Below are 20,839 nucleotides of genomic sequence, written 5' to 3'. Positions count from 1 at the left end.
TTTATAAAGCCTTATTAAGTATATGTTTTCTACAACTAAACTAGGGTTTATAATTCTAATCTTTTAAAACAATTAAATATTTTCTAATGAAAAAACTTAAGTATTTCCTACTGTCAGCCATGTTTGTTTCAGTAGGGGTTTTTGCTCAAGAACAAGAGCAAGAGAAGCCTGAACGAAAACCAGGTCACGTAAACATCAATAAATTTAGACAAATGTATAATGAGTTTTCTACTCCTAATATGTTTAGAACTGGATCTGGAGCACCAGGACCAGAATATTATCAGCAGCAAGCAGATTATAAAATGGATTTAGTGTTAAACGATGATAAAGCAAGTTTATCTGGTTTTGAAACTATTACATATACTAATAATTCACCTGACGAGTTAAAGTTTTTATGGGTGCAATTAGACCAAAACATGAGAGCTAAAGACTCTAAAACACCTTTAATTGAGAGTAGCGGAACGCAAAAACTACAGCCAGCTGCTAACTTCTCAAAAAGCTACATGGAAGAAGCTCCAGAAAGAGGTTTTAATATTCAGCAAGTAAGCGATGTTAATGGAAAACCATTACCTCATATGATAAATGGTACAATGATGCGTGTTGAGTTACCAAAACCAATGAATACTGGAGACAAGTTTTCTTTCCAAATTAAATGGTGGTATAATATTAACAATCACGTAACTGAAGGAGGTCGTTCTGGCTATGAGTATTTCGAAGAGTCGGATAATAAAATTTATGTAATGGCACAATTCTATCCTAGAATGGCTGTATATAACGATGTTGAAGGATGGCAAAATTCGCAGTTCTTTGGGCGCGATGAATTTGCATTACCATTTGGGAACTTTGAGGTTAATATTACAGTTCCTGATGACCATGTATTAGACGGTACAGGACGATTAACAAATAGAAGCGAAGTATTTAGTAAAGAAATGATGAAGCGCTTTGAAAAAGCTAAAAAGTCTTTTGATGAACCAGTAGAAATTGTAACTCAAAAAGAAGCTGAAGCTGCAGCAAAGAAGAAAAGCAAAGGAACAAAGACCTGGAAATTATATGCTGAAAACGTACGTGATTTTGGTTGGACTTCTTCTCGTCTGCATATTTGGGATATGATGGCTGTTAAAATTGGTGACAAAAATGTAATGGCTGTATCACTTTATCCACCAGAAGCAAATCCTCTATGGGGAGACTGGTCTACTAAAACTGTTGCTAGTACATTAATTTCTTATTCAAGAATGACCTTTGATTACCCTTATCATAAAGCAATTTCGGTTAGTGCACCAATGGGAATGGAATATCCAATGATATGCTACAACTTTGGTCGCCCTAATCCAGATGGAACAATTCCAAAGAGAACACGATACGGTATGATGGGAGTTATTATTCACGAAGTTGGACATAATTTCTTCCCAATGATTGTAAACAGTGACGAGCGTCAATGGACATGGATGGACGAAGGCTTAAATACCTTTGTACAATATGTAGCCGAACGAGATTTTGCTAAATTATATCCAGGTGCTTTAGCAGAAGGTGATACCGATTTTCCTGCAAGACGTGGTCCTGCAGATAAAATTGTGCCTTATATGAGTACCGACCAAGATTATTTAGCACCAATTATGAGTAAAGGTTTAAATACTTACCAATTTGGGAATAATGCTTATGCAAAACCTGCTACTGGTTTAAATATATTACGTGAAACCATTATGGGGCGTGAGTTATTTGATTATGCTTTTAAAGAGTACTCTAACCGTTGGAAATTTAAGCATCCTACGCCAGAAGATTTCTTTAGAACTATGGAAGATGCATCAGCAATGGATTTAGACTGGTTCTGGAGAGGTTGGTTCTATACAACTGATTATACAGATATAGGTTTAAAAGAGGTTAAGAAGATGTATGTTACAGATGCACCTAAGAATATTGTAGAGAATATTGCAAGTAGAAATGGTATGAAGGTAGAAGATTTACCTCCATTAGTTTACATGGTAGAAGAAGGAAGCGAAGAGTTTACGGAAGCTATAAAAAACAAATCTACTTTAGAGAACGCACCAACATTAAAAGAGTATTTAATGGATAATTTTACTACTGAGGAGCGTAAAAATATTAAATCACCTAAGTATATTTATAATGTAACATTTAATAAACCAGGAGGTCTGGTAATGCCAATTATTGTTGAATATGAATATGCAGATGGAACGAAGAAACGTGAAACATATCCTGCTGAAATTTGGAGACACAACGATAAAGAAGTAAGCAAATCTATTGCTTCTGAAAAAGAAATTGTATCTATTGTAGTAGATCCAGATTTAGAAACTGCAGATATTGATACATCTAACAACTCTTGGCCAAAAGAAGTTAAGCAAAGTAAGTTTGATCAATTTAAGAACAAAAACTAGTTAAAGTTTGTAATTTAATATTAAAACCGACTTTTTTAAGTCGGTTTTTTTATACATACTCATTATATTTGTACCATGTTACAACAAGCAACCTTTTTATTTATTAGCGGTGCCGAAATTGCATTCATCCTTTTTATAGTGGTGATGGTGTTTGGTGCAGATAAAATACCTGAGATAGCTCGTGGTTTAGGAAAAGGTATGCGTACTCTAAAAGATGCTACAAACGATATAAAGCACGAAATTGCAAAAAGTGCCGATAAACATGGTATTGATACTGATGTAGCTAGCAGTATTAATGAGGAAATTACTAAAGTAAAGGATGGGATTGATGATTTTACTGGTTCAGTAAAACGAAAGTTGTAACACTATAATTTTCTAGAAATAGTTAATCCATCTCTAATAGGTAACATTACAGTTTCCACTCTTTTATCTTCTTTTAATAGTTTATTATACTCTATAAGAGCAGGTGTAGAAATGTCTTCTTTTTTAAACTCAGTATTTAGAACTTTACCGCTCCAAAGTACATTGTCGGATAAAATAATTGCTCCAGGGGTCATTATATCAATAATTACATTAAAATAATTCACATAATTTTCTTTATCCGCATCAATAAAAACTAAATCGAATGTTTTATTCAGTTTTGGAATGATATCTAAAGCATTTCCTAAATGTTGAAATATTTGTTCACCATACCCAGATTTATCAAAGTATTTCCGTTGAAAATCAAATAATTCTTCATTTATATCAATAGTATGTAACTCTCCAGATAGTTGCATGCCTTCAGCTAGGCATAAAGCAGAATAACCTGTGTAAGTCCCAATTTCTAGTATGTTCTTAGGGTTTATTAATTTAGAAATCATGCTCAAAACACGGCCTTGGTAGTGACCACTCAACATACGAGGCTGTAATATTTTTTGATAGGTCTCTCTATTGAGTTGTTGCAGTAATTCAGGTTCATCTTGACTGTGGCCTACCACATAGTTATCAAGTTCTTCCGATAAAAAATTCATTAGGCTAAAATTCTATTAACTAATTTTTGTTTAGCAGCTTCATCATCGCCGCACAACCATTGTATTACATTGTCTTGCCAAATAGCGTCTCGTTCATTTTCAGTTATTATATCTTGGTCAATTGCCAAATCTAAAATTTTACCAGGATAAGAACTTTGTTTCTCACTTTCCATTTCACCTAGCGGATAAGGGTCGTCAAGTCCCATTAAAACTTGTTTAGAACCTTGATTCTTTATAAGCAATTCTAATCCTCCAGTATCATGTACTAAGGTATCGAAAAAGATATTTTTGTGACCAACTGCTTTTCTTGGGTGGCTTTTACCTTCAAATAAATCTGGTCGTCCATCAAAACCTTGAATACGTCTGCCTAAATTAATTTGTGCTAATTGCCCTCCATGAGCAAAACAAGTTCGCATATTTGGATATTTATCTTGATAACCGTTTAAGGTTAGAAAATGATAAGCGTCTGCACATTGAGCAAGCATCCATATAAGATGAAAACGCCAAGAGGTGTTTTCTAACTTGATAAATTTTTCACCATCATAGGGATGAATTTCAACAGCTAGGTTGTATTTGCTCGCCAATTCAAAAATTGGTTCGTTTTCTTCATCAAAAATACAACGCCAAGTGCCTATGGTGTCCATATAGTGCGTTGGTAAGCATAAAAGTTGCATGCCCAACTCTTCAACGCAACGTTCAATTTCCCAACAAGCTCCTTTAACAAAACCAGGATGAACCACAAAGCCACAAGTGAATTTACTTGGGTTTTCTTGCTGCACTCTTGCATTAAAATCATTTTGAAATCGAAGTGCTTGTTTCATTTCTTCCACACGCAAACCATTACCATACAATTGTGATAAGTTTAAAACAACTGCATGGTCAATGTTAAAACGTTCCATCCAAGCCAATTTTTCATTCAAGAAAAAGCTAGAATCTGTAATTGGACGATTCCAGTCTTTTTGAAGCATAAATTTCCGGTCCTTATCTACCCAAAAAATACCTTTATCCTTCATAAATTGAGGGATTTCCTCAGGATAAGGAAGGAGATGAGAGTGACCGTTAATTCGAAGTTTACGTTTCATATATTATTCGTCTATCTGTACTTTTTTTGGTGGTTGCATTATTTCACCACAATTAGGACATGTTCGCTTATCTTTATCACCATAATACTTGTCAAAAATCCCGGGCATATCTGTCTCTATATTATCTAATGTAAAGTCTTCTTCATATAATTTTGTTGTACAATTTTCACAAAACCAGAGTAGTGCGTCTTGCACACCTTTTTCTCTTGGATATTCTATAACCAATCCAACTGTATTTGCACCTCGCTGCGGAGAATGCGGTACTTTTGGAGGTAATAAGAATATTTCCCCTTCCTTAATATGAATATCTTTTGGAGTGCCTTTATCAATCACTTTTAAAACAATATCACCTTCAACTTGATAGAAAAATTCTGGAGTTTCATTATAGTGGTAATCCTTTCTGCTGTTAGGGCCACCAACTACCATAACAATAAAATCACCATCTTTCCAAACAACTTTATTACCTACAGGTGGTTTTAAAAGATGTCTATTTTCATCAATCCATGCTTTAAAATTTATTGGAGGATATAATTTGCTCATGATTTTATGATTTTAAAAAGAATGATATAAAGTTACAAAGATTTTGTTCGTCCACCATCAACAGGAAGGTTAATTCCGTTAATATAAGCTGCACGTTCACTAGCTAGAAAAGTAATGGCATCAGCTAATTCTTCAGGTTTTGCAAATCGTTTTGCTGGAATAGCATTTTTCATAGTGCTGGCGGCAGCTTCTTCAGTGTTGCCAGTTTTATCCGATTTATTTTTAATAATTTCTGTTAAACGTTCAGTTCCAGTGGCTCCTGGGAGCACATTGTTTACAGTAATGCCAAATTGCCCCAATTCATTAGCTAAAGTTTTACTCCAATTTGCAACAGCACCACGAATGGTATTACTTACGCCAAGACCATCTAAAGGCTGTTTTACTGAAGTTGATATGACATTAATAATGCGCCCAAAGCCTTCACTTTTCATGAATGGTACAACCGCTTGTACTAAAACATGATTACATTTTAAATGTTGCGTGAACGCATTTTCAAATTCTTCAACATCTGCTGAAAACACAGGGCCTCCTTTTGGGCCTCCTGTATTGTTTATTAATATGTGAAATCCGTGATTATTAATTATATATTCTGACACTTTATTCTTCAAATCATCTGGATTTGAAAAATCGGCGACGATATAATCATGAGTTCGTTGTTGAGGTAAATCTGCTAGTGCTAATTTTAGTTTGCCTTCATTTCTTGCAACAAGTGTTACTTGTACACCTTCCGAAGCTAAAGCTATTGCAGTTGCTTTACCTATTCCTGCAGTACTTCCACAGACTAAAGCGTATTTATTATTTAAGTTTAAGTTCATAATATTTGTCTGGTCAAGCGCAGTCGAGACCTACTTTTGGTCATGGTTTAAATTTTGAATGTGTTGCATTTCTACATTCAGATAATATTTGTAGCATATCAAACTCACCATTAGCTAACGCAAATTTCTTTTTTGCACTCCAATTTTTAATTTTCTTTTCAAAATATATTGCTTGCTCTACATCGTTGAATTCTTGATGAAATATTAATTTCAATGGTCTTCTTTTGTATGTAAAACACTCTTTGTTAAAACCTTCTTTATGTTCTTTTAATCTTCTGACAATATCATTAGTAATACCTGTATAAGTATAATTGTCAGAGCATTTTAATATGTAAACATAGTATAATTTCATGAATATTTGACTTGTGCTTTATCTCGACTGCGCTCGATATGACAAGCACAAGTTATTACTGATATATTTTTTTAGCGCGTTCACTCATTTTTTCCATAATCATATCTGGATTTTTTAATGATTCAAAACCAAATTTACTGTATAAACCATGAGCATCTCGCGTTGCTAGAATCCATTTGTCTACATTTTTAATAGGTTCATGTTCTAATATATGCTTCATCAATAATTTGGATAGACCTTTTCCTTGATAGTCTTCAATGACGAAAACATCAAGAATGTAAGCAAAAAACACGAAATCCGTCATCACTCTAGTAAAGGCTATTTGATTTCCGTTATGAAATAAACCAAAATTAAGTGTGTTTTCTACAGCCTTTTTTTGCTCCTCAAAAGTCCTATTGTTTCCCCAATAACTATTATGAATGAAATTATAAATCAATTCCATATCCATATCTTTTTTATCTGAAGAGAAGAATATGTCTTTTTGAACTTCTATCATTGTACTTAATACTTAATACAAATATTCTTAGCCTCTGTAAAAAAGCGTAGCGCTTCAAAACCTCCTTCACGACCAACTCCTGAGTCTTTAACACCACCAAAAGGTGTACGTAAATCACGCAATAACCACGTATTAACCCAAACAATACCTGCTTGTATTTGGTTACTCATTCGCATCGTGCGTTTTAAATCGTTTGTCCATAAAGTGGCTGATAATCCATACTTTACCTTGTTGGCCTTTTGTAACACTTCATCTTCATTGCTAAAGGGCATAATGGTTACAACTGGACCAAATATTTCTTCTTGATTAACACGACATTCGTCTGTTTTAACTTCAATTATGGTTGGTTGCATGTAATAGCCATTTTCATAGCCTTCAACAGTTACTTTATTTCCACCACATAATACTGTTCCACCTTCTTCTTTTGCAATGTCAACATAGCTTAATACTTTTTCTAAATGTTGTTTAGAGACTAAAGCACCGACCTTTGTTTTTTCATCTGATGGATGACCAACCTTCATTTTTTTAACACGCTCAACAAAATCAGTTTTAAATTGTTCGTAAATGGAATCTTCTACAAAAATGCGACTTCCACACAAGCAAATTTGACCTTGATTGGCGAATGATGAGTGAACTGTGGTTTTTAACATATCCTCATAATCACAATCGGCAAAAATGATGTTTGGGTTTTTACCTCCTAACTCTAAGGATAGTTTTTTAAACATTGGTGCAGCTGTCCTAGCAATATGTGCTCCAGTTGCTGTGCCTCCTGTAAAACTAATAGCTTTAATGTCTGGATGCGCTACAATGGCTTGTCCTGCTGTTGTTCCTAAGCCATGAACGATGTTTAGTACACCTTTTGGTAAACCTGCTTCTGTGCAGATTTCACCTAATAAATAAGCAGTCATTGGTGTGACCTCGCTTGGTTTGGCAACCACACAATTTCCTGCTGCAATGGCTGGAGCGATTTTCCATGTAAACAAATAGAGTGGAAGGTTCCAAGGTGAAATACAGCCTACAACTCCAATAGGTTGCCTGAGCGTATAGTTTATAGCTTGTTGACCAACACTTTCATGACTTTCGCTAGCAAATTGGGTAATGGCATTTGCAAAAAAGCGAAAATTACTAGATGCTCGAGGTATATCAATCGCTTTGGCCAACCAAATGGGTTTGCCGTTGTCTTTACTTTCGGCTTCAGCTAGCTTATCTAGATTTGCTTCAATGAGCTCTGAAATTTTGAGCATGATTCTGCTTCGTTCTTCCAAAGTGGTTTGACTCCAACTTGGAAAAGCAGATTTTGCTGCTATGTATGCGTTTTCGACATCTTCACTAGTAGAGTTAGGTATTTGACTATACACTTCTCCATTTGAGGGATTGTAGTTGTCTAGCCAATTATCTTGTATTGGATTATGAAAGTTGCCGTTTATGTAGTTTTGAATGTTCATTCTGTAAATTTAATCATTGTATTCATTCTCTATCATTTCAATTATATTCTTACCCATTTTTATTAATCTAGGAAACTCGCTTTTGTATCTAACGTTTAATAAACCATTATATCGAAATAAGTTATTTACAAACACATGAATATCATTGATATCATTTGTAAGCAATTTAAAATTGCTTTTTTTAGCCTCTTTGTAAACCCTTGAGTTTGTAAATATAGATTTATCACTTTTTCTGTAGGATAGATTTAAGGTGTCTATTAGGTCTTTACGGTTTGGGTAATTTGTATTTACAATATTAAATAAAGACGAACGTAATGATGCAGCCCCTTCACTATCATTGATAAAATCCTGATCCAAATGATCTGTTAATGCATAGTATTGATTAATTTGTTTTCGTAGCGAATCATTTTTTATCAATTTTAAACTCCCCGAATTTTTTATTTCATCAATAGTACTTTTATACCAAGTAAAAGGTCTATATCCATAGGTATCATAAGCTTCATAAAACACCTCTAAATTATCCAATTCATTTATCTCTTTGTTTCTAAAAAACGTTGCAAGCTTGTCTATATACAAAACTTTATACTTTATAATTTGAGTTAAGTTTTCTGTCATTTTAATATCTTCATTCAAATCTACAACAAGGTTCTTTAAATAAGATTTAACTATTTTTTGTTCTTTTTTTTGTTCATTCCAGATATTGATTTGCAAAGCAATTAAAATACCAATTACAACCAACAAAATTTCGCCAATAGCGTATTTAAAATATTTTCCCATATTGTTTTGGTTAATTAGTGTTTTACGTATTTGTCGAAAGAATTTAATCACAGTTGTAACTTTAATTTAAATAGTTTTCAATTTCTTTAATGAATTGTTCATTAATCTCAATAAGTGTATTAAGCTTAGCTATAAGACTTTCATTTGCCAGTTCGTTCCTTCTAAATATTCCTTCTAGTACTTTTTGACTGTTACCATTCAAGGTTAATTCTGGAACGCCATCATTATATTTTAATTCTCCCAAATTTTCAATGGTTGTTGCAAACAAATCTCTGTTATCTACTAAAAAACCATCGGTCCATAAACTAAACTCCGCATTTTCACTAAAGGTGTTAAGGCGATTTTCTTCTAAGGTCATTTCTTTAATATTATTGATATATAATAGTTCTAGTTTGTTTATAGTTGCTTCACTAGAACCAGCATAATATTTTGTAATTGAAGATTCGTTGCGCTCTATTGCACTAATAAAATGACGTTCTACAAGAATAAAATATATGATATTTGTAATTGAAATAGCATCAATATTTTTTAGCCCAACATCAAAAACATATTTGCTTTTTTCTGCCTTCTCCTGTCTTACATCTCTAATTTCAATTAAACGTAATCTATCTTCTTTTAGATTTTCAAGTTTCTGATTAAGATAGATGTTTATTTCGTTTTGTAATTTCCTACCTTCATTCCAATTATTAATCTGAAGGGCAATAAGAATACCAATTACCACAAGTATAATTTCGCCAATGGCGTAGAGTAAGTACTTACTGAACTTGTTATCAGTTAGAAGTTGTTGGCGAATACGACGGAAAAATTTAATCACATTTTTAAAATTAATAAGTGATTAAGCGTTGGTTGGTTTGAGGTTGGTTATGCTAAATGTAAACAATTCTAAATAATGGCCTTATTGATAAAACGAATGTTTACCCTTCCGACTTCAATTCCTTTAAATGGAATTGAATCCACCTTCCCTAAAATAGGGAAGGAGTTATTACAATGGCTTGTAAGCCATCACCTTAATCTCTACCACTAAATCTGGATGAGGTAATTGATGAACAGCAACGGTTGTTCTGGCTGGTCCTGTTTCTGCATTAAAAAATTCTGCATAAGTTTTATTATAACCTGCAAAATCGTTCATGTTTACTAAAAACGACGTCACATCTACCACATCGCTCATTTCGGCACCAGCGCTTTTCAGGTTTTTTTCAATATTTTGCAATACTTCACGAGTTTGAACTTCAATATTTAAACGTTTGGTTCCCATTTCGTCAATAATATCAACTCCTGCAATGGTGTTATCTGCACGACGAGAGCTTGTGCCTGATATAAAAATAAAATCTCCAGCTCTTCTATTATGTGGATAGGCTCCTCTTGGTGTTACTTTGTCACTCATAGTTTTTATTTTAATCCAGCAATTCTATCATCTTCTAGAATGGCTTCGGTTTGTTGTTTTACTTTTTCTAATATACTTTGTAAATCGCCATTAGTATCAATCTCACCATCTGAAAGCATATTCAATATGGCTTTATCTTGTGCACGCCCTCTTAACATAGCGTCTCTATAGTTTATATCTTCATTAAAAGTCACTAATGAATACTTGGAAGAATAGTCATTAGGAAAATGCTTTTCTAAGGCCATTTCAATCTTTCGTTTCTTTTGAAATATTGGGTTAGCAACATGGTCTTTCATTTCATGAAAATTATCAATGGCTAAATCTGCAATGGCATCAGTATCTTTTTTGCGAGACTTCTCATAGGCTGTGAAAATGGCTTCCCAATTATCAAGATTCTGGTCAAGAATTTTGTTAAATTCCACCACATCTTCAAACGAGGCATTCATACCTTGTCCATAAAAAGGAACAATAGCATGTGCTGCATCTCCCATTAACAAGGTGTTTCCTTTGTAATGCCATGGCGAGCATTTTACAGTTCCTAATGCTGCTGTTGGGTTTTCAAAAAAGTCGTCAACTAAATTGGGCATCAATTCAAGTGCATCTGGGAATTCTTTTTTAAAGAATTCTGTCACGATTTTAGGAGTTGTCAAATTTCCGAAATTATAAGCACCTTCATCATGACTCAAAAACAGTGTGACCGTAAAACTACCATCTAAATTAGGTAATGCTATGAGCATAAAATCGCCTCGAGGCCAAATATGTAAGGCGTTTTTATAAGTTTTATAACCACCTTCTTTTGTTGGAAGAATGCTTAATTCTTTATAGCCATGCGTTAAATAGTCTTGCGAAAAACTAAACAGGAATTTCTTTCCTAAATAGTAACTTTTTCGCATTGCTGAACCAGCGCCATCAGTAGCAATGATGATATCAGCATCTTCAATGAATTCATCTTTAGTATGGTAATCTTTAAATAATGCTGTGGTTTTTTCAAAATCAACCGACTTGCACTTTTTGTTGAAATGAATCGTCACATTATCATGTTTCTCAGCTTCAGTTAATAGCAAACCATTTAGTTCGCCACGAGAAATGGAGTTGATGTATTCATGGTCTCTTCCACTATAATTTGACAAAAATGTATTGCCTTCCTTGTCGTGCAGCATACGACCATTCATTGGTATACAAAGTGCTTTTACTTTGTCTTCAATGCCAACCAATTTCATGGCTTTATTTCCTCTATCAGAAAAAGCCAAATTGATTGAACGTCCTGCTGAAATATCTACTTTGCGTAAATCAGGACGCATTTCGTAAACAGTAACGTTATAACCTCGTTGACCAAGACGCAAAGCGAGAAGTGAACCACAAAGTCCAGCACCTATGATGAGTATGTTTTGTTTTCTATTCACTTAAAATTTCTTTTAATTTTTCAACCATTCTATAAACATCTTCAAAACTGTTGTATAAAGGCACTGGAGCGCATCTTATTACATCTGGCTCGCGCCAATCAGTAATGATATGAGCATCAGTTAACTTTTTATGTAAACTTTTATCAGCATCTTTAACTTGTATTGATAATTGACAACCTCGTTCGTCTGGATTTGAAGGCGTAATAATCTTTATGTTATCATTTTCCAGTTCATTAATCAAGAACTCAAAGTATCCAGTAAGTTTTTTAGATTTTGCTCTTAAAGCATTCATGCCAACGTCATTAAACATATCCAATGAAGCTTTAATTGCTGCCATAGATAGAATAGGAGGATTGCTTAATTGCCAACCTTCCGCACCTGGAATTACATCAAGTGGTTGACGCATATTAAATCGCGTCGATTTGTTATGGCTCCACCAGCCTGCAAAACGTTTTAAATCTTTATTATACGCATGTTTTTCATGTACAAATAAACCAGCTAAGCTTCCTGGACCAGAATTTAAATATTTATAAGTGCACCAAGCAGCAAAGTCAACACCTGAATCATGTAACTCAGGTTGTATGTTTCCAGCACCATGAGCCAAATCGATACCAACCATGCAACCTTTGGAATGACCTAGCTCTGCAATTCGTTTTAGATTAAAATATTGTCCTGTATAATAGTTGACGCCTCCAATTAAAAGCAATGCAATGTCATCACCTTGTTGGTCAAGAATGGTTTCTAAGTCTTCTATTCGCAGTAATTCTTCACCTTGTCGAGGTTTCCATTCAATCAATCCTTCGTTAGCATCAAACCCATGAAACTCTAATTGTGTTTGTATTGCATATCTATCTGATGGAAATGCATCGCTCTCAATAACTATTTTATACTTGGTTTTTGTTGGTTGATAAAAAGATACCATTAACAAATGCAGATTTGTGGTAAGGGTATTCATAATAACAACCTCAATAGGTTTTGCGCCAACAATTTTAGCCATGGATTCCGTTAAGTATTCATGGTATCCCATCCAAGGGTTTTTAGCTTCAAAATGACCTTCGACACCTAAGGTTGCCCAGTCATTTAACTCTTGATTTATATAAGATTTGGTTGATTTTGGTTGTAAGCCAAGTGAATTTCCTGTAAAGTACAACCAATCGTTTCCTTCTTTATCTTTAGGAATGTGAAATTGATTTCTGTAAGAAGCTAGAACATCATTTTGGTCTTGTTGTTTAGCATATTCAAGACCTAGTTTATAGTTGGACAAAGTAAAATGTTTTGGTTTTACCCAAAAATAGGAAAATTTGAATGATATTTTACTTCTTAATTAGGTGAATTATTCTTCTAATTCGACCTTAATATTTCTGATTAAAAGATTTCTGTCACTTGCACTTCTTTTATGGTCTTGAGCAACTTTAATACCATTATAATCACTATAGTTTTCAAAAGTATTTGAAATGGTTGGTTCTGGAGCGTTACCTCTCCTAAAACTCCACTCTCTAATAATATAATCCTCGTCAAAATAAATGTCGTACGCATCTCCAGGTGTATAACCGCCTTCACTGGAATAGGTAATTATCAATTTATTAAACTCTTCTTGTTTTACAGGAGATATAGCCTTTTCGGGCTCCGAAATTGTTGTGCCTTCATCCCAGACCAGTTGAAATGGGATTAAAGCCCAAAACTTATCATTAATAAACCCTCTATCTGCTTTTAAGTCCACAGAATCCATATTACTTCTATTGTACTCTAAAACTTCATCATTACGGGTTAATTTAATATCATTCGTTTTAGGATTCCATACCCATGAACGACCACTGTTTGGATCCTCTAAAGTGCCTCCAAAGGTAAATGCAAAGGTTTTTACGTTATCCCAGTTTTCATAGCCATGCGCATTAGCAATTTTTTCAGCAACTGTTAATTCTTTAACAGGTTCTTCTTTTTTTTCTTCAGCTTGTTTACAAGCAGAAAATATAATTAGAAACGAAAGGAGGAATAATTTTTTCATGTGATAGTATTTATTGTTTTTCAACGGTCACATGTAACATCTATAATATTTTTATTGAATATTAGAAATTTAGTGCGGATGTTTCATGTGGTTGGATTTTCATCAAAAATAAGAAACTAAACACAATTAATTTAGAAATCTTATTTTAGAAGCTCAATTTTAGCTAATGACAAGTCATAAAAAATATTTCGAGGTTAATAAGGATACGTGGAATGAAAAGGTTAAAGTTCATGCTAAAAGTGCTATGTATGATTTGGAAGCCTTTAAAAAAGGGAAATCTTCTTTAATGTCCTATGAATTAAATGCTTTGGGAGATGTAAAAGAAAAATTGTTGTTGCATTTGCAATGTCATTTTGGTCAAGATACCTTAAGTTGGAGTAGGTTAGGAGCGAAGTGTGTTGGTGTGGATTTAAGTGATGAAGGTATTGCATTGGCAAACAAGCTAAATGACGAGTTACAACTAGATGCTGAATTTGTTTGCTGTAATGTTTTGGATACACCTAAATACGTCAAGGAGACTTTTGATATCGTTTTTACAAGCTATGGTGTTATTGGTTGGCTACCAGATTTAAAACCTTGGGGTAAAATGATTGCCGAAAGACTAAAACCAGGAGGCGTTTTTTATATGGTTGAATTTCATCCAATTGTGTGGATGTTTGATTACGCAAATGATAAACAAGAAATGAAATATGGTTATATGCAAAATGAGGTGATTTATGAAGAGTATGAAGGTACTTATGCTAATCAAGATTCAAAAATGATTAGTAAAGAATATGGATGGAATCATGGATTGAGTGAGGTGATTAATGCACTTACAGAAGCTGGTTTACATATAGACTATTTAAACGAATACAATGAAAGCCCTTATGATGTGTTACCAAATTTAGTTAAAACTGAATCTGGAATGTATGCCACTAAAGACCAATTATACCCTTTGATTTTTGAGCTAAGGGTGAGAAAAATTTGAGAAGTTCGTTTAATGCTTTTACGGATATGCGTCGTTTTAATGACTTATATCCGACGTTAAACGAAGTTATCGTTTTTTTATGAGAAAGTCAATGTTAAGTATTAATGCTTATCCTTTAATAAGTGAGGAAATTTTTGCTTAAAACGATTTAGTCTTGGAATAGAAACACCTTGTATATAAGGGTTGTCTGGATTTAGGCGTTCGAAATCTTGATGGTAATCTTCACCAATCCAAAATTTTTGAAAAGGCATAATTTCAGCAGCAATACGTTTATCGAGTTTTTTTGCTAAAGCTTCTTTTTTTTGAATAATAATTTCCTTTTGCTTTTCATTTTGATAAAAAATAATAGAACGGTACTGTGAGCCAATATCTGGACCTTGACCGTTTACTTGAGTCACATTTTGAGACCCAAAATACACATCAACCAATGTAGCAAAACTCACAATTTTTGGGTCGTAAATAATCTCAACAGCTTCGGCATGACCAGTTCTTCCTGTATTACTAGACTCATACGTTGGATTTAATGTGTGTCCACCAGAATAACCAGAAATAGATTCTTTAACTCCTTTTACGCTTTCATACACAGCTTCAACACACCAAAAACAGCCACTCGCAAAATAGGCTCTTGCTAAACCATCTTGTAAAGGAACTTCAATAGGGTCTGCTGTCATTAACCCTTGTTCTATTTTACTTTTATTAGATGTTGCTACTGCTTTTTGTTGTGCATTATTTTGACAGCTAAATAATAATGCAACTGAGAGAGATACTATTAATGATTTCATATATGTTTTCCTTTTCCTATAAGTCGATAATTAACAAAAAAATTACACAATAAAAAAGCCTTTAACAGATTGTTAAAGGCTTTTTCTATGTTTTTTGTATTCTAACTATAATTTAGAAAACATTTTTTCCATTTTTGCTTTTTGCTCATTTGCTAAAGCTTCATCAACTAAAATACGACCACTATGTTCGTCAGTGATTATTTTTTTTCGAGAAGCAATTTCAGCTTGAACTTGAGGTGGAATTGTAAAGAAAGAACCTCCAGAAGCTCCTCTTTCAATAGCAACTACTGCTAGTCCGTTTTTTACATTTTCACGAATTCTAGAATATGCAAGCACTAATCTCTCTTCGATTGTCTTTTTATACTCTTCGCTTTTCTTTAATAAAGCTTGTTCTTCTTTTTCAGTTTCAGAAAGAATAGCATCCAATTCACCTTTTTTGTGTTTTAAATGTGTTTCTCTTTCTTTTAAACGAGATTTTGTCTCGTCTATAACTTCTTTTTTCTGCTCAATTTGAGCATTAAATTCTTTAATATGCTTTTCAGCCAATTGAATTTCTAATTCTTGAAATTCAGTTTCTTTAGTTAAAGAGTTGTATTCTCTGTTATTTCTAACATTTTTTTGTTGCTCAGAGTACTTTTTTATAAGTGCTTTTGCTTCTTCAATTAAGTTCTTTTTAGACTTAATTTGCTCACCTATATCTAAAAGACTGTCATCTAATTTTTGAAGTCTAGTTTTTAATCCTTCAACTTCATCTTCTAAATCACGTACTTCTAAAGGAAGTTCTCCTCTTACATTTCTAATTTCGTCAACGCGAGAATCGATTAATTGTAAATCGTATAGTGCTCTTAATCGCTCTTCTACAGTAACTTCTTTCTTTTTAGCCATGCTTATAAATACTTTACAGGATTGGTATTTGTGTTTGATAAAACGATTGCAAAATTAGGAATTTTTTTTGTAAGATACGCTACTAAAAGGTTTTTTGTGTATTGTTCACTTTCGTAGTGTCCAATATCTGTTAAAAGCAGCTTGTTTTCGGCAGTAAAAAAGTCATGGTATTTTAAATCGGCTGTAACAAATGCATCTGCTCCAGCAGCTTTTGCGGCGTTAATTGCAAAGCTTCCTGAACCTCCTAATACAGCCACTTTTTTTATTGGTTTATTTAAAAAAGAAGAATGACGCACACATTTAGTTTGCATTGTTGATTTTAAATGTTCCAGAAAGCTAGTTTCTGTCATAGCATTTTCGAATTCGCCTATCATTCCCATGCCAATATGCTGATTTTTATTTTCTAGTGTTGTCACTTCATAAGCAACTTCTTCGTATGGGTGATTTTTAAAAAGCGTTTGTAAAACTTTGGATTCAAGATGTTTTTGAAAAGTAACAGTGAGTTTTATTTCTTCTTCTTGTTGAGTAATTCCCTTTTCTCCAATTGTTGGATTTGAGTTTTCATTTCCATTAAAGGTGCCAATACCATTAACATTGAAACTACAATTGTTGTAATTACCAATAGAACCAGCTCCAGCATTAAATAATGAATCTCTTACTTTTTCAATTTTATCTTTTGGAATATACGTGGTTAATTTTTTTATGGTGCCAACTTGAGGGATTAGTATTTGTCTATTTAATAGCCCAAGTTGCTCACATATTTTATCGTTTACTCCTTGTAATGCATTGTCTAAAGCTGTATGAATTGCAAAAATTGAAATGTTATTTTTTATGGCTTTAATTACAACACGTTCTACATAGGATTTTCCTGTAATAGTTTTTAATCCTTTAAAAATTATAGGATGAAAACTTACTATGAGATTGCAATTTTTCTCAATAGCTTCATCTATTACTGTTTCAAGAGTGTCTAATGTAACAAGGATGCCTGAAACTTTATTATTTTTATCACCCACTAATAAACCAACATTGTCAAAATCTTCAGCATAAGACATTGGAGCTAATTCTTCTAGGTGATTAATAACGTCTTGTACAATCATAAAAAGTTATGTTTAGTTCAAAGATAAATAATTACTTCCACAAGTTGACTTTCATTGTTTTCAATTAGCCTTGTGTAATCTTGAATGATTTAATTATTATCTTGGCACTCTTTTATAAATTATTTTGATTACGTTATCGTGAAGCTATTAAGAAACATATTATTACCAATTGTTCCTATTTACTATGGCGTTACATGGTTGCGAAATGTTTTGTATGATAAAGGCGTTTTTAAATCTAAAAGTTATGATTTTCCAGTAATTTGCGTTGGAAATTTAAGTGTTGGTGGTACAGGAAAAACACCAATGATAGAATATTTAATAAGACTTTTAAAGGATAACTATAAGCTAGCAACTTTAAGTAGAGGTTATAAGCGCTCAACTGATGGTTTTCAAATAGCAAATGACATGTCAAGTGCTGAAACTATTGGAGACGAACCTTATCAATTTTATTCGAAATTTAAAGGTATTACAGTGAGTGTTGATGCTAATAGGCAACATGGAATTTCTAAATTACAAAGTTTAAAAAACCCTGATGTTATATTATTGGATGATGCGTTTCAGCATAGAAAAGTAGACGCAGGATTTAATATTTTGTTAACTACCTACGATAAACTATATATTGATGATATCACTTTACCAACAGGCGATTTACGAGAACCAAAATCTGGAGCTAAAAGAGCCAATGTTATTGTAGTTACAAAATGTCCTAAAGACATTACTATTGAAGAACGAAGCAAGCTTAAACATAGATTACAACCAAAATCACATCAAGAAGTATTTTTCAGTACTATTGATTACTCTAGTACTATCTATTCTAACAGTGACAATGTTAATTTAAGTGGGTTAAAAGATGAGAATTTCACGCTTGTGACTGGAATTGCCAATGCAATACCTTTAGTGAATTTTTTGAATGATGAAGGTTATAATTTTGAACATATAAACTTTAAAGATCACCATATTTTTACCGATGCAGATATTGAGGCTTTAAATGAAAAAGAAATAATTGTAACAACTGAAAAAGATTTTACCAAACTTGGTAATAAATTAATTGAAAATAAGCTTTATTATTTACCAATTGAAACCAAAATTTTTGAGCATGAAAAATTCAATAAAATACTATTGGCTTTTTGTACTAAATATTAAGCCGAAGCAGAGGTTTCGTTTTCCTTTAATGCTTCATATAATTTTTTCTCAAAATCTTCTTGCTTAAATGGCTTCGATATAATATCGTTAAAACCAGCCTCTTCAAACTCTTGCATTTTATCCTCGAGCGTTACTGCTGTAAGAGCAAAAATGGTAAGCTCTTTATCGAATGCACGTATTTGTTTAGTGGCTTCTAAGCCACTAATTCCTGGCATGTGAATGTCCATAAGTACGACATCGTAGGTCACTTCCTTAACTTTCTCAACGGCGTCTTCACCGTTGTCAACCAAATCACAAACTAAGTTCATCTTGTTTAAGATTTTTTTAGTGATCATCTGGTTAATTTTGTTGTCTTCTACTACTAAAATTCTCACGTTTTCTAAATCTAAGTTATTTAAATCTTTTGCGTAATCTTTACTTTTAACATTTGTTACTTCTTGAGCTTCTTCTAAAGGCATTTCTACAAAAAAGCTTGTTCCTTTCCCCAATTCGCTTTTTAAATAAATTTTACCTTTTAAAATTTTAACCAAACCTTTTACAATTGATAGTCCAAGTCCTGTACCACCATATTTTCGGTTAATTTGAACTGATCCTTGAGAAAAACTCTCAAACATACTTTCTTGTTTTTCTTTGGTGATTCCAATTCCGTTATCTTCTACCTCAAGGCGAATAGAGTGTTTTTTACCTTTAAGACCTAATTGTGTTACTCTTACCCATATATCTCCATCTTTAGTAAACTTTATTGCATTGCCAATAAGGTTAATAAGAATTTGAGAAATTTTTAATTGGTCTCCATTAAATATTTCTGGTAGCTTTTTGTCGTATTCAAAATGGATAAAAATATTATTGTCAATAGCTGAATTATTTAATGCAGCTATTACATTTTCTACTTTATTTTTTAGATTGAAAACTTCAGGGTCTAACTCTACTTTGTTGGCTTCAATTTTATTTATTTGAAGAATATCATTGATAAAGGTTAACAAGTAATCACCAGAAAATTTAAGTGATTTTAAATGTTGCATTTGCTCTTTTCTTGGGTTTTCTTCTAATAGCATATTAGTTAAACCAGTAACGGCATATAGAGGCGTTCTTAATTCATGTGTTACCGTAGATAAGAAATTTGTTTTTGTTTTAGCAGCAATTTCTGCTCTTTCCTTTTCGGTTAAAAGTTCTTCATTTTTGCGATACAACATATTATTAGTTTTTAGTCTAATATTGTTGTTTTTGTATAATGAAAGTGTTAAAAGAGAAAGAATGGTTATTAATCCAACACTTAAAATAGTGGTTAGTTTGTTTAAACTATCTGACTCATTTTTTTCGTCAATTTGTTCTTTCTGGGTTTGAATTAAAGTGTCTTTATCAGCATCTATAATTTCTTTTTCAGCAAGTAAGTTTTCATTTCTTATGTTTGAAATAGAATCACTAAGTTTTATAAAAAGATGCAAGTTTGTATTTGCCAATTGGTAATTACCTGTCTTTTCATAGATATTGCTTAGAGCCTTATAGCTTTCGTTTAAAACAACAAGATTGCCAGAACTTTTGGCAATATTTGATCCTTCTAAGGTTTGAGCTAAAGCTCTTTCGTATTTGCCTTCAGCATATGCGATTTCTCCGCTTTTTATTAAAGCAGCACTTTGAACGTCAGGTAACTTATATTTTTTTGATGAAATAATAGCTTTATCCACTAAAGCATTGGCCTCGGTTAAGTTGCCTTGCCCTAAGTAAGCTTTTGCCTCATTAAGCGTTACTTTAGCAACAAGCTCATTATAATTTTTTTCTTCGAATATCGTTTTTGCAGATTTAAAATAGTCTAAAGCATTAGTGTAATCTTCTTGTGCGAGATAAATAATTCCGCATGTATATCTTGATACTGCAAGGTTAGCTGTATCATCAATCCTACTTTGAATAGTCATTGCCTTAATGATAGTAAAGTTAGCTTCTTGATATTTTTCTAAGTTGTATTGTAAGTTCGCTATCTTAGAATGTAAAATACCTTGGTCTTTCTCACTTTCAATTTTTTCGGCAATAACCAATGCTTTTTGAAGTATGGTAATAGCATTAAAATAGTTGGACTTTTGAGTTTCTTTATCAGCTTCTTCAACAAAAAAGTCAATTCTATTTTTATCCAAAGAAATGTCATCCTCAATATTATCCTGAGGGTAAAAATTTGTAGTTATTAAGACTAAAAAAACAAATATGTAATATTTGATTTGGGACATTTTTAGATCGTTTTATCGACAAATATAACATTTTATTCGATAAAATG

At 32.8% G+C, this 20,839-nt stretch carries 21 protein-coding genes; 4 read left to right on the top strand and 17 right to left on the bottom strand.

Annotated features, from left to right (window positions below):
• Positions 1 to 86: 86 nt before the first annotated feature.
• Together HB672_RS13725 and HB672_RS13720 are read left to right on the top strand one after the other, a co-directional pair.
• Positions 87 to 2,390, top strand: coding sequence for a M1 family metallopeptidase (locus tag HB672_RS13725; RefSeq protein ID WP_167770090.1), 2,304 nt, complete (start codon positions 87 to 89; stop codon positions 2,388 to 2,390).
• 75 nt (positions 2,391 to 2,465) lie between these two features.
• A complete protein-coding gene (locus HB672_RS13720) occupies positions 2,466 to 2,753 on the top strand; it encodes a twin-arginine translocase TatA/TatE family subunit (RefSeq protein WP_167770089.1) in 288 nt (95 codons plus the stop codon).
• A gap of 2 nt (positions 2,754 to 2,755) precedes the next feature.
• Here the strand turns inward: HB672_RS13720 and HB672_RS13715 are convergent, their stop codons facing one another.
• The 13 genes from HB672_RS13715 to HB672_RS13655 all read right to left on the bottom strand — a co-directional run bounded on the left by HB672_RS13715 (position 2,756) and on the right by HB672_RS13655 (position 13,699).
• A complete protein-coding gene (locus HB672_RS13715; RefSeq protein WP_167770088.1) occupies positions 2,756 to 3,400 on the bottom strand; it encodes an O-methyltransferase in 645 nt (214 codons plus the stop codon).
• Positions 3,400 to 4,482: an amidohydrolase family protein gene (locus tag HB672_RS13710; RefSeq protein ID WP_167770087.1), complete on the bottom strand. Its 1,083-nt coding sequence runs from the start codon at positions 4,480 to 4,482 to the stop codon at positions 3,400 to 3,402. Before HB672_RS13710 ends, HB672_RS13715 begins: the two co-directional genes overlap by 1 nt.
• Positions 4,483 to 4,485: 3 nt before the next feature.
• The gene (locus HB672_RS13705) at positions 4,486 to 5,022 is read right to left on the bottom strand and encodes a 3-hydroxyanthranilate 3,4-dioxygenase (RefSeq protein WP_167770086.1); all 537 of its coding nucleotides are present in this window, start codon (positions 5,020 to 5,022) and stop codon (positions 4,486 to 4,488) included.
• A 32-nt stretch (positions 5,023 to 5,054) separates the two neighbouring features.
• Positions 5,055 to 5,837: an SDR family oxidoreductase gene (locus HB672_RS13700; protein ID WP_167770085.1), complete on the bottom strand. Its 783-nt coding sequence runs from the start codon at positions 5,835 to 5,837 to the stop codon at positions 5,055 to 5,057.
• Between the two features lie 40 nt (positions 5,838 to 5,877).
• Positions 5,878 to 6,189 (bottom strand): GIY-YIG nuclease family protein, encoded by a 312-nt coding sequence (locus HB672_RS13695; protein ID WP_167770084.1) that lies wholly within the window; start codon positions 6,187 to 6,189, stop codon positions 5,878 to 5,880.
• A gap of 55 nt (positions 6,190 to 6,244) precedes the next feature.
• A complete protein-coding gene (locus tag HB672_RS13690) occupies positions 6,245 to 6,685 on the bottom strand; it encodes a GNAT family N-acetyltransferase (RefSeq protein ID WP_208864221.1) in 441 nt (146 codons plus the stop codon).
• A gap of 5 nt (positions 6,686 to 6,690) precedes the next feature.
• Positions 6,691 to 8,130, bottom strand: coding sequence for an aldehyde dehydrogenase (locus tag HB672_RS13685; RefSeq protein WP_167770083.1), 1,440 nt, complete (start codon positions 8,128 to 8,130; stop codon positions 6,691 to 6,693).
• 9 nt (positions 8,131 to 8,139) lie between these two features.
• Complete coding sequence (locus tag HB672_RS13680) at positions 8,140 to 8,907, bottom strand: DUF6090 family protein (protein WP_167770082.1); 768 nt, start codon at positions 8,905 to 8,907, stop codon at positions 8,140 to 8,142.
• A 61-nt stretch (positions 8,908 to 8,968) separates the two neighbouring features.
• Positions 8,969 to 9,721, bottom strand: coding sequence for a DUF6090 family protein (locus tag HB672_RS13675; protein WP_167769598.1), 753 nt, complete (start codon positions 9,719 to 9,721; stop codon positions 8,969 to 8,971).
• 168 nt (positions 9,722 to 9,889) lie between these two features.
• Entirely contained in the window at positions 9,890 to 10,291 is a 402-nt protein-coding gene (locus tag HB672_RS13670; RefSeq protein ID WP_167770081.1) for a RidA family protein, read from the bottom strand.
• A 5-nt stretch (positions 10,292 to 10,296) separates the two neighbouring features.
• Complete coding sequence (locus HB672_RS13665; protein ID WP_167770080.1) at positions 10,297 to 11,694, bottom strand: NAD(P)/FAD-dependent oxidoreductase; 1,398 nt, start codon at positions 11,692 to 11,694, stop codon at positions 10,297 to 10,299.
• Complete coding sequence (gene kynU / locus HB672_RS13660; RefSeq protein WP_167770079.1) at positions 11,687 to 12,958, bottom strand: kynureninase; 1,272 nt, start codon at positions 12,956 to 12,958, stop codon at positions 11,687 to 11,689. Before kynU ends, HB672_RS13665 begins: the two co-directional genes overlap by 8 nt.
• A gap of 69 nt (positions 12,959 to 13,027) precedes the next feature.
• On the bottom strand, positions 13,028 to 13,699 hold the full coding sequence (locus HB672_RS13655; protein ID WP_167770078.1) for a hypothetical protein: 672 nt from the start codon (positions 13,697 to 13,699) through the stop codon (positions 13,028 to 13,030).
• Positions 13,700 to 13,865: 166 nt separating this feature from the next.
• On the opposite strand from HB672_RS13655, the gene HB672_RS13650 reads away from it, so the two are divergent.
• Entirely contained in the window at positions 13,866 to 14,666 is an 801-nt protein-coding gene (locus HB672_RS13650) for a class I SAM-dependent methyltransferase (RefSeq protein WP_167770077.1), read from the top strand.
• Positions 14,667 to 14,767: 101 nt separating this feature from the next.
• On the opposite strand, the gene msrA is transcribed toward HB672_RS13650, so the two are convergent.
• From msrA to HB672_RS13635, 3 genes are all read right to left on the bottom strand, one after another.
• The gene (gene msrA / locus HB672_RS13645) at positions 14,768 to 15,448 is read right to left on the bottom strand and encodes a peptide-methionine (S)-S-oxide reductase MsrA (protein ID WP_167770076.1); all 681 of its coding nucleotides are present in this window, start codon (positions 15,446 to 15,448) and stop codon (positions 14,768 to 14,770) included.
• 105 nt (positions 15,449 to 15,553) lie between these two features.
• Positions 15,554 to 16,333: a C4-type zinc ribbon domain-containing protein gene (locus HB672_RS13640; RefSeq protein ID WP_167770075.1), complete on the bottom strand. Its 780-nt coding sequence runs from the start codon at positions 16,331 to 16,333 to the stop codon at positions 15,554 to 15,556.
• Positions 16,334 to 16,335: 2 nt separating this feature from the next.
• Complete coding sequence (locus HB672_RS13635; protein ID WP_167770074.1) at positions 16,336 to 17,430, bottom strand: Nif3-like dinuclear metal center hexameric protein; 1,095 nt, start codon at positions 17,428 to 17,430, stop codon at positions 16,336 to 16,338.
• Between the two features lie 138 nt (positions 17,431 to 17,568).
• On the opposite strand from HB672_RS13635, the gene lpxK reads away from it, so the two are divergent.
• Positions 17,569 to 18,573 carry a tetraacyldisaccharide 4'-kinase gene (lpxK, locus tag HB672_RS13630; RefSeq protein WP_167770073.1) on the top strand — a complete coding sequence of 335 codons (1,005 nt, stop codon included), beginning with the start codon at positions 17,569 to 17,571 and terminating at the stop codon, positions 18,571 to 18,573.
• Here lpxK and HB672_RS13625 read toward each other — a convergent pair.
• Entirely contained in the window at positions 18,570 to 20,792 is a 2,223-nt protein-coding gene (locus HB672_RS13625) for an ATP-binding protein (RefSeq protein ID WP_167770072.1), read from the bottom strand. The genes lpxK and HB672_RS13625 overlap by 4 nt on opposite strands.
• Positions 20,793 to 20,839: the final 47 nt, after the last annotated feature.

It is taken from the genome of Gaetbulibacter sp. S0825, assembly GCF_011777505.1.
Lineage (GTDB): Bacteria > Bacteroidota > Bacteroidia > Flavobacteriales > Flavobacteriaceae > Pontimicrobium.
The sequence above is the reverse complement of the archived record's forward strand: the minus strand, read 5'-3'. Positions and strand labels throughout refer to the sequence as shown.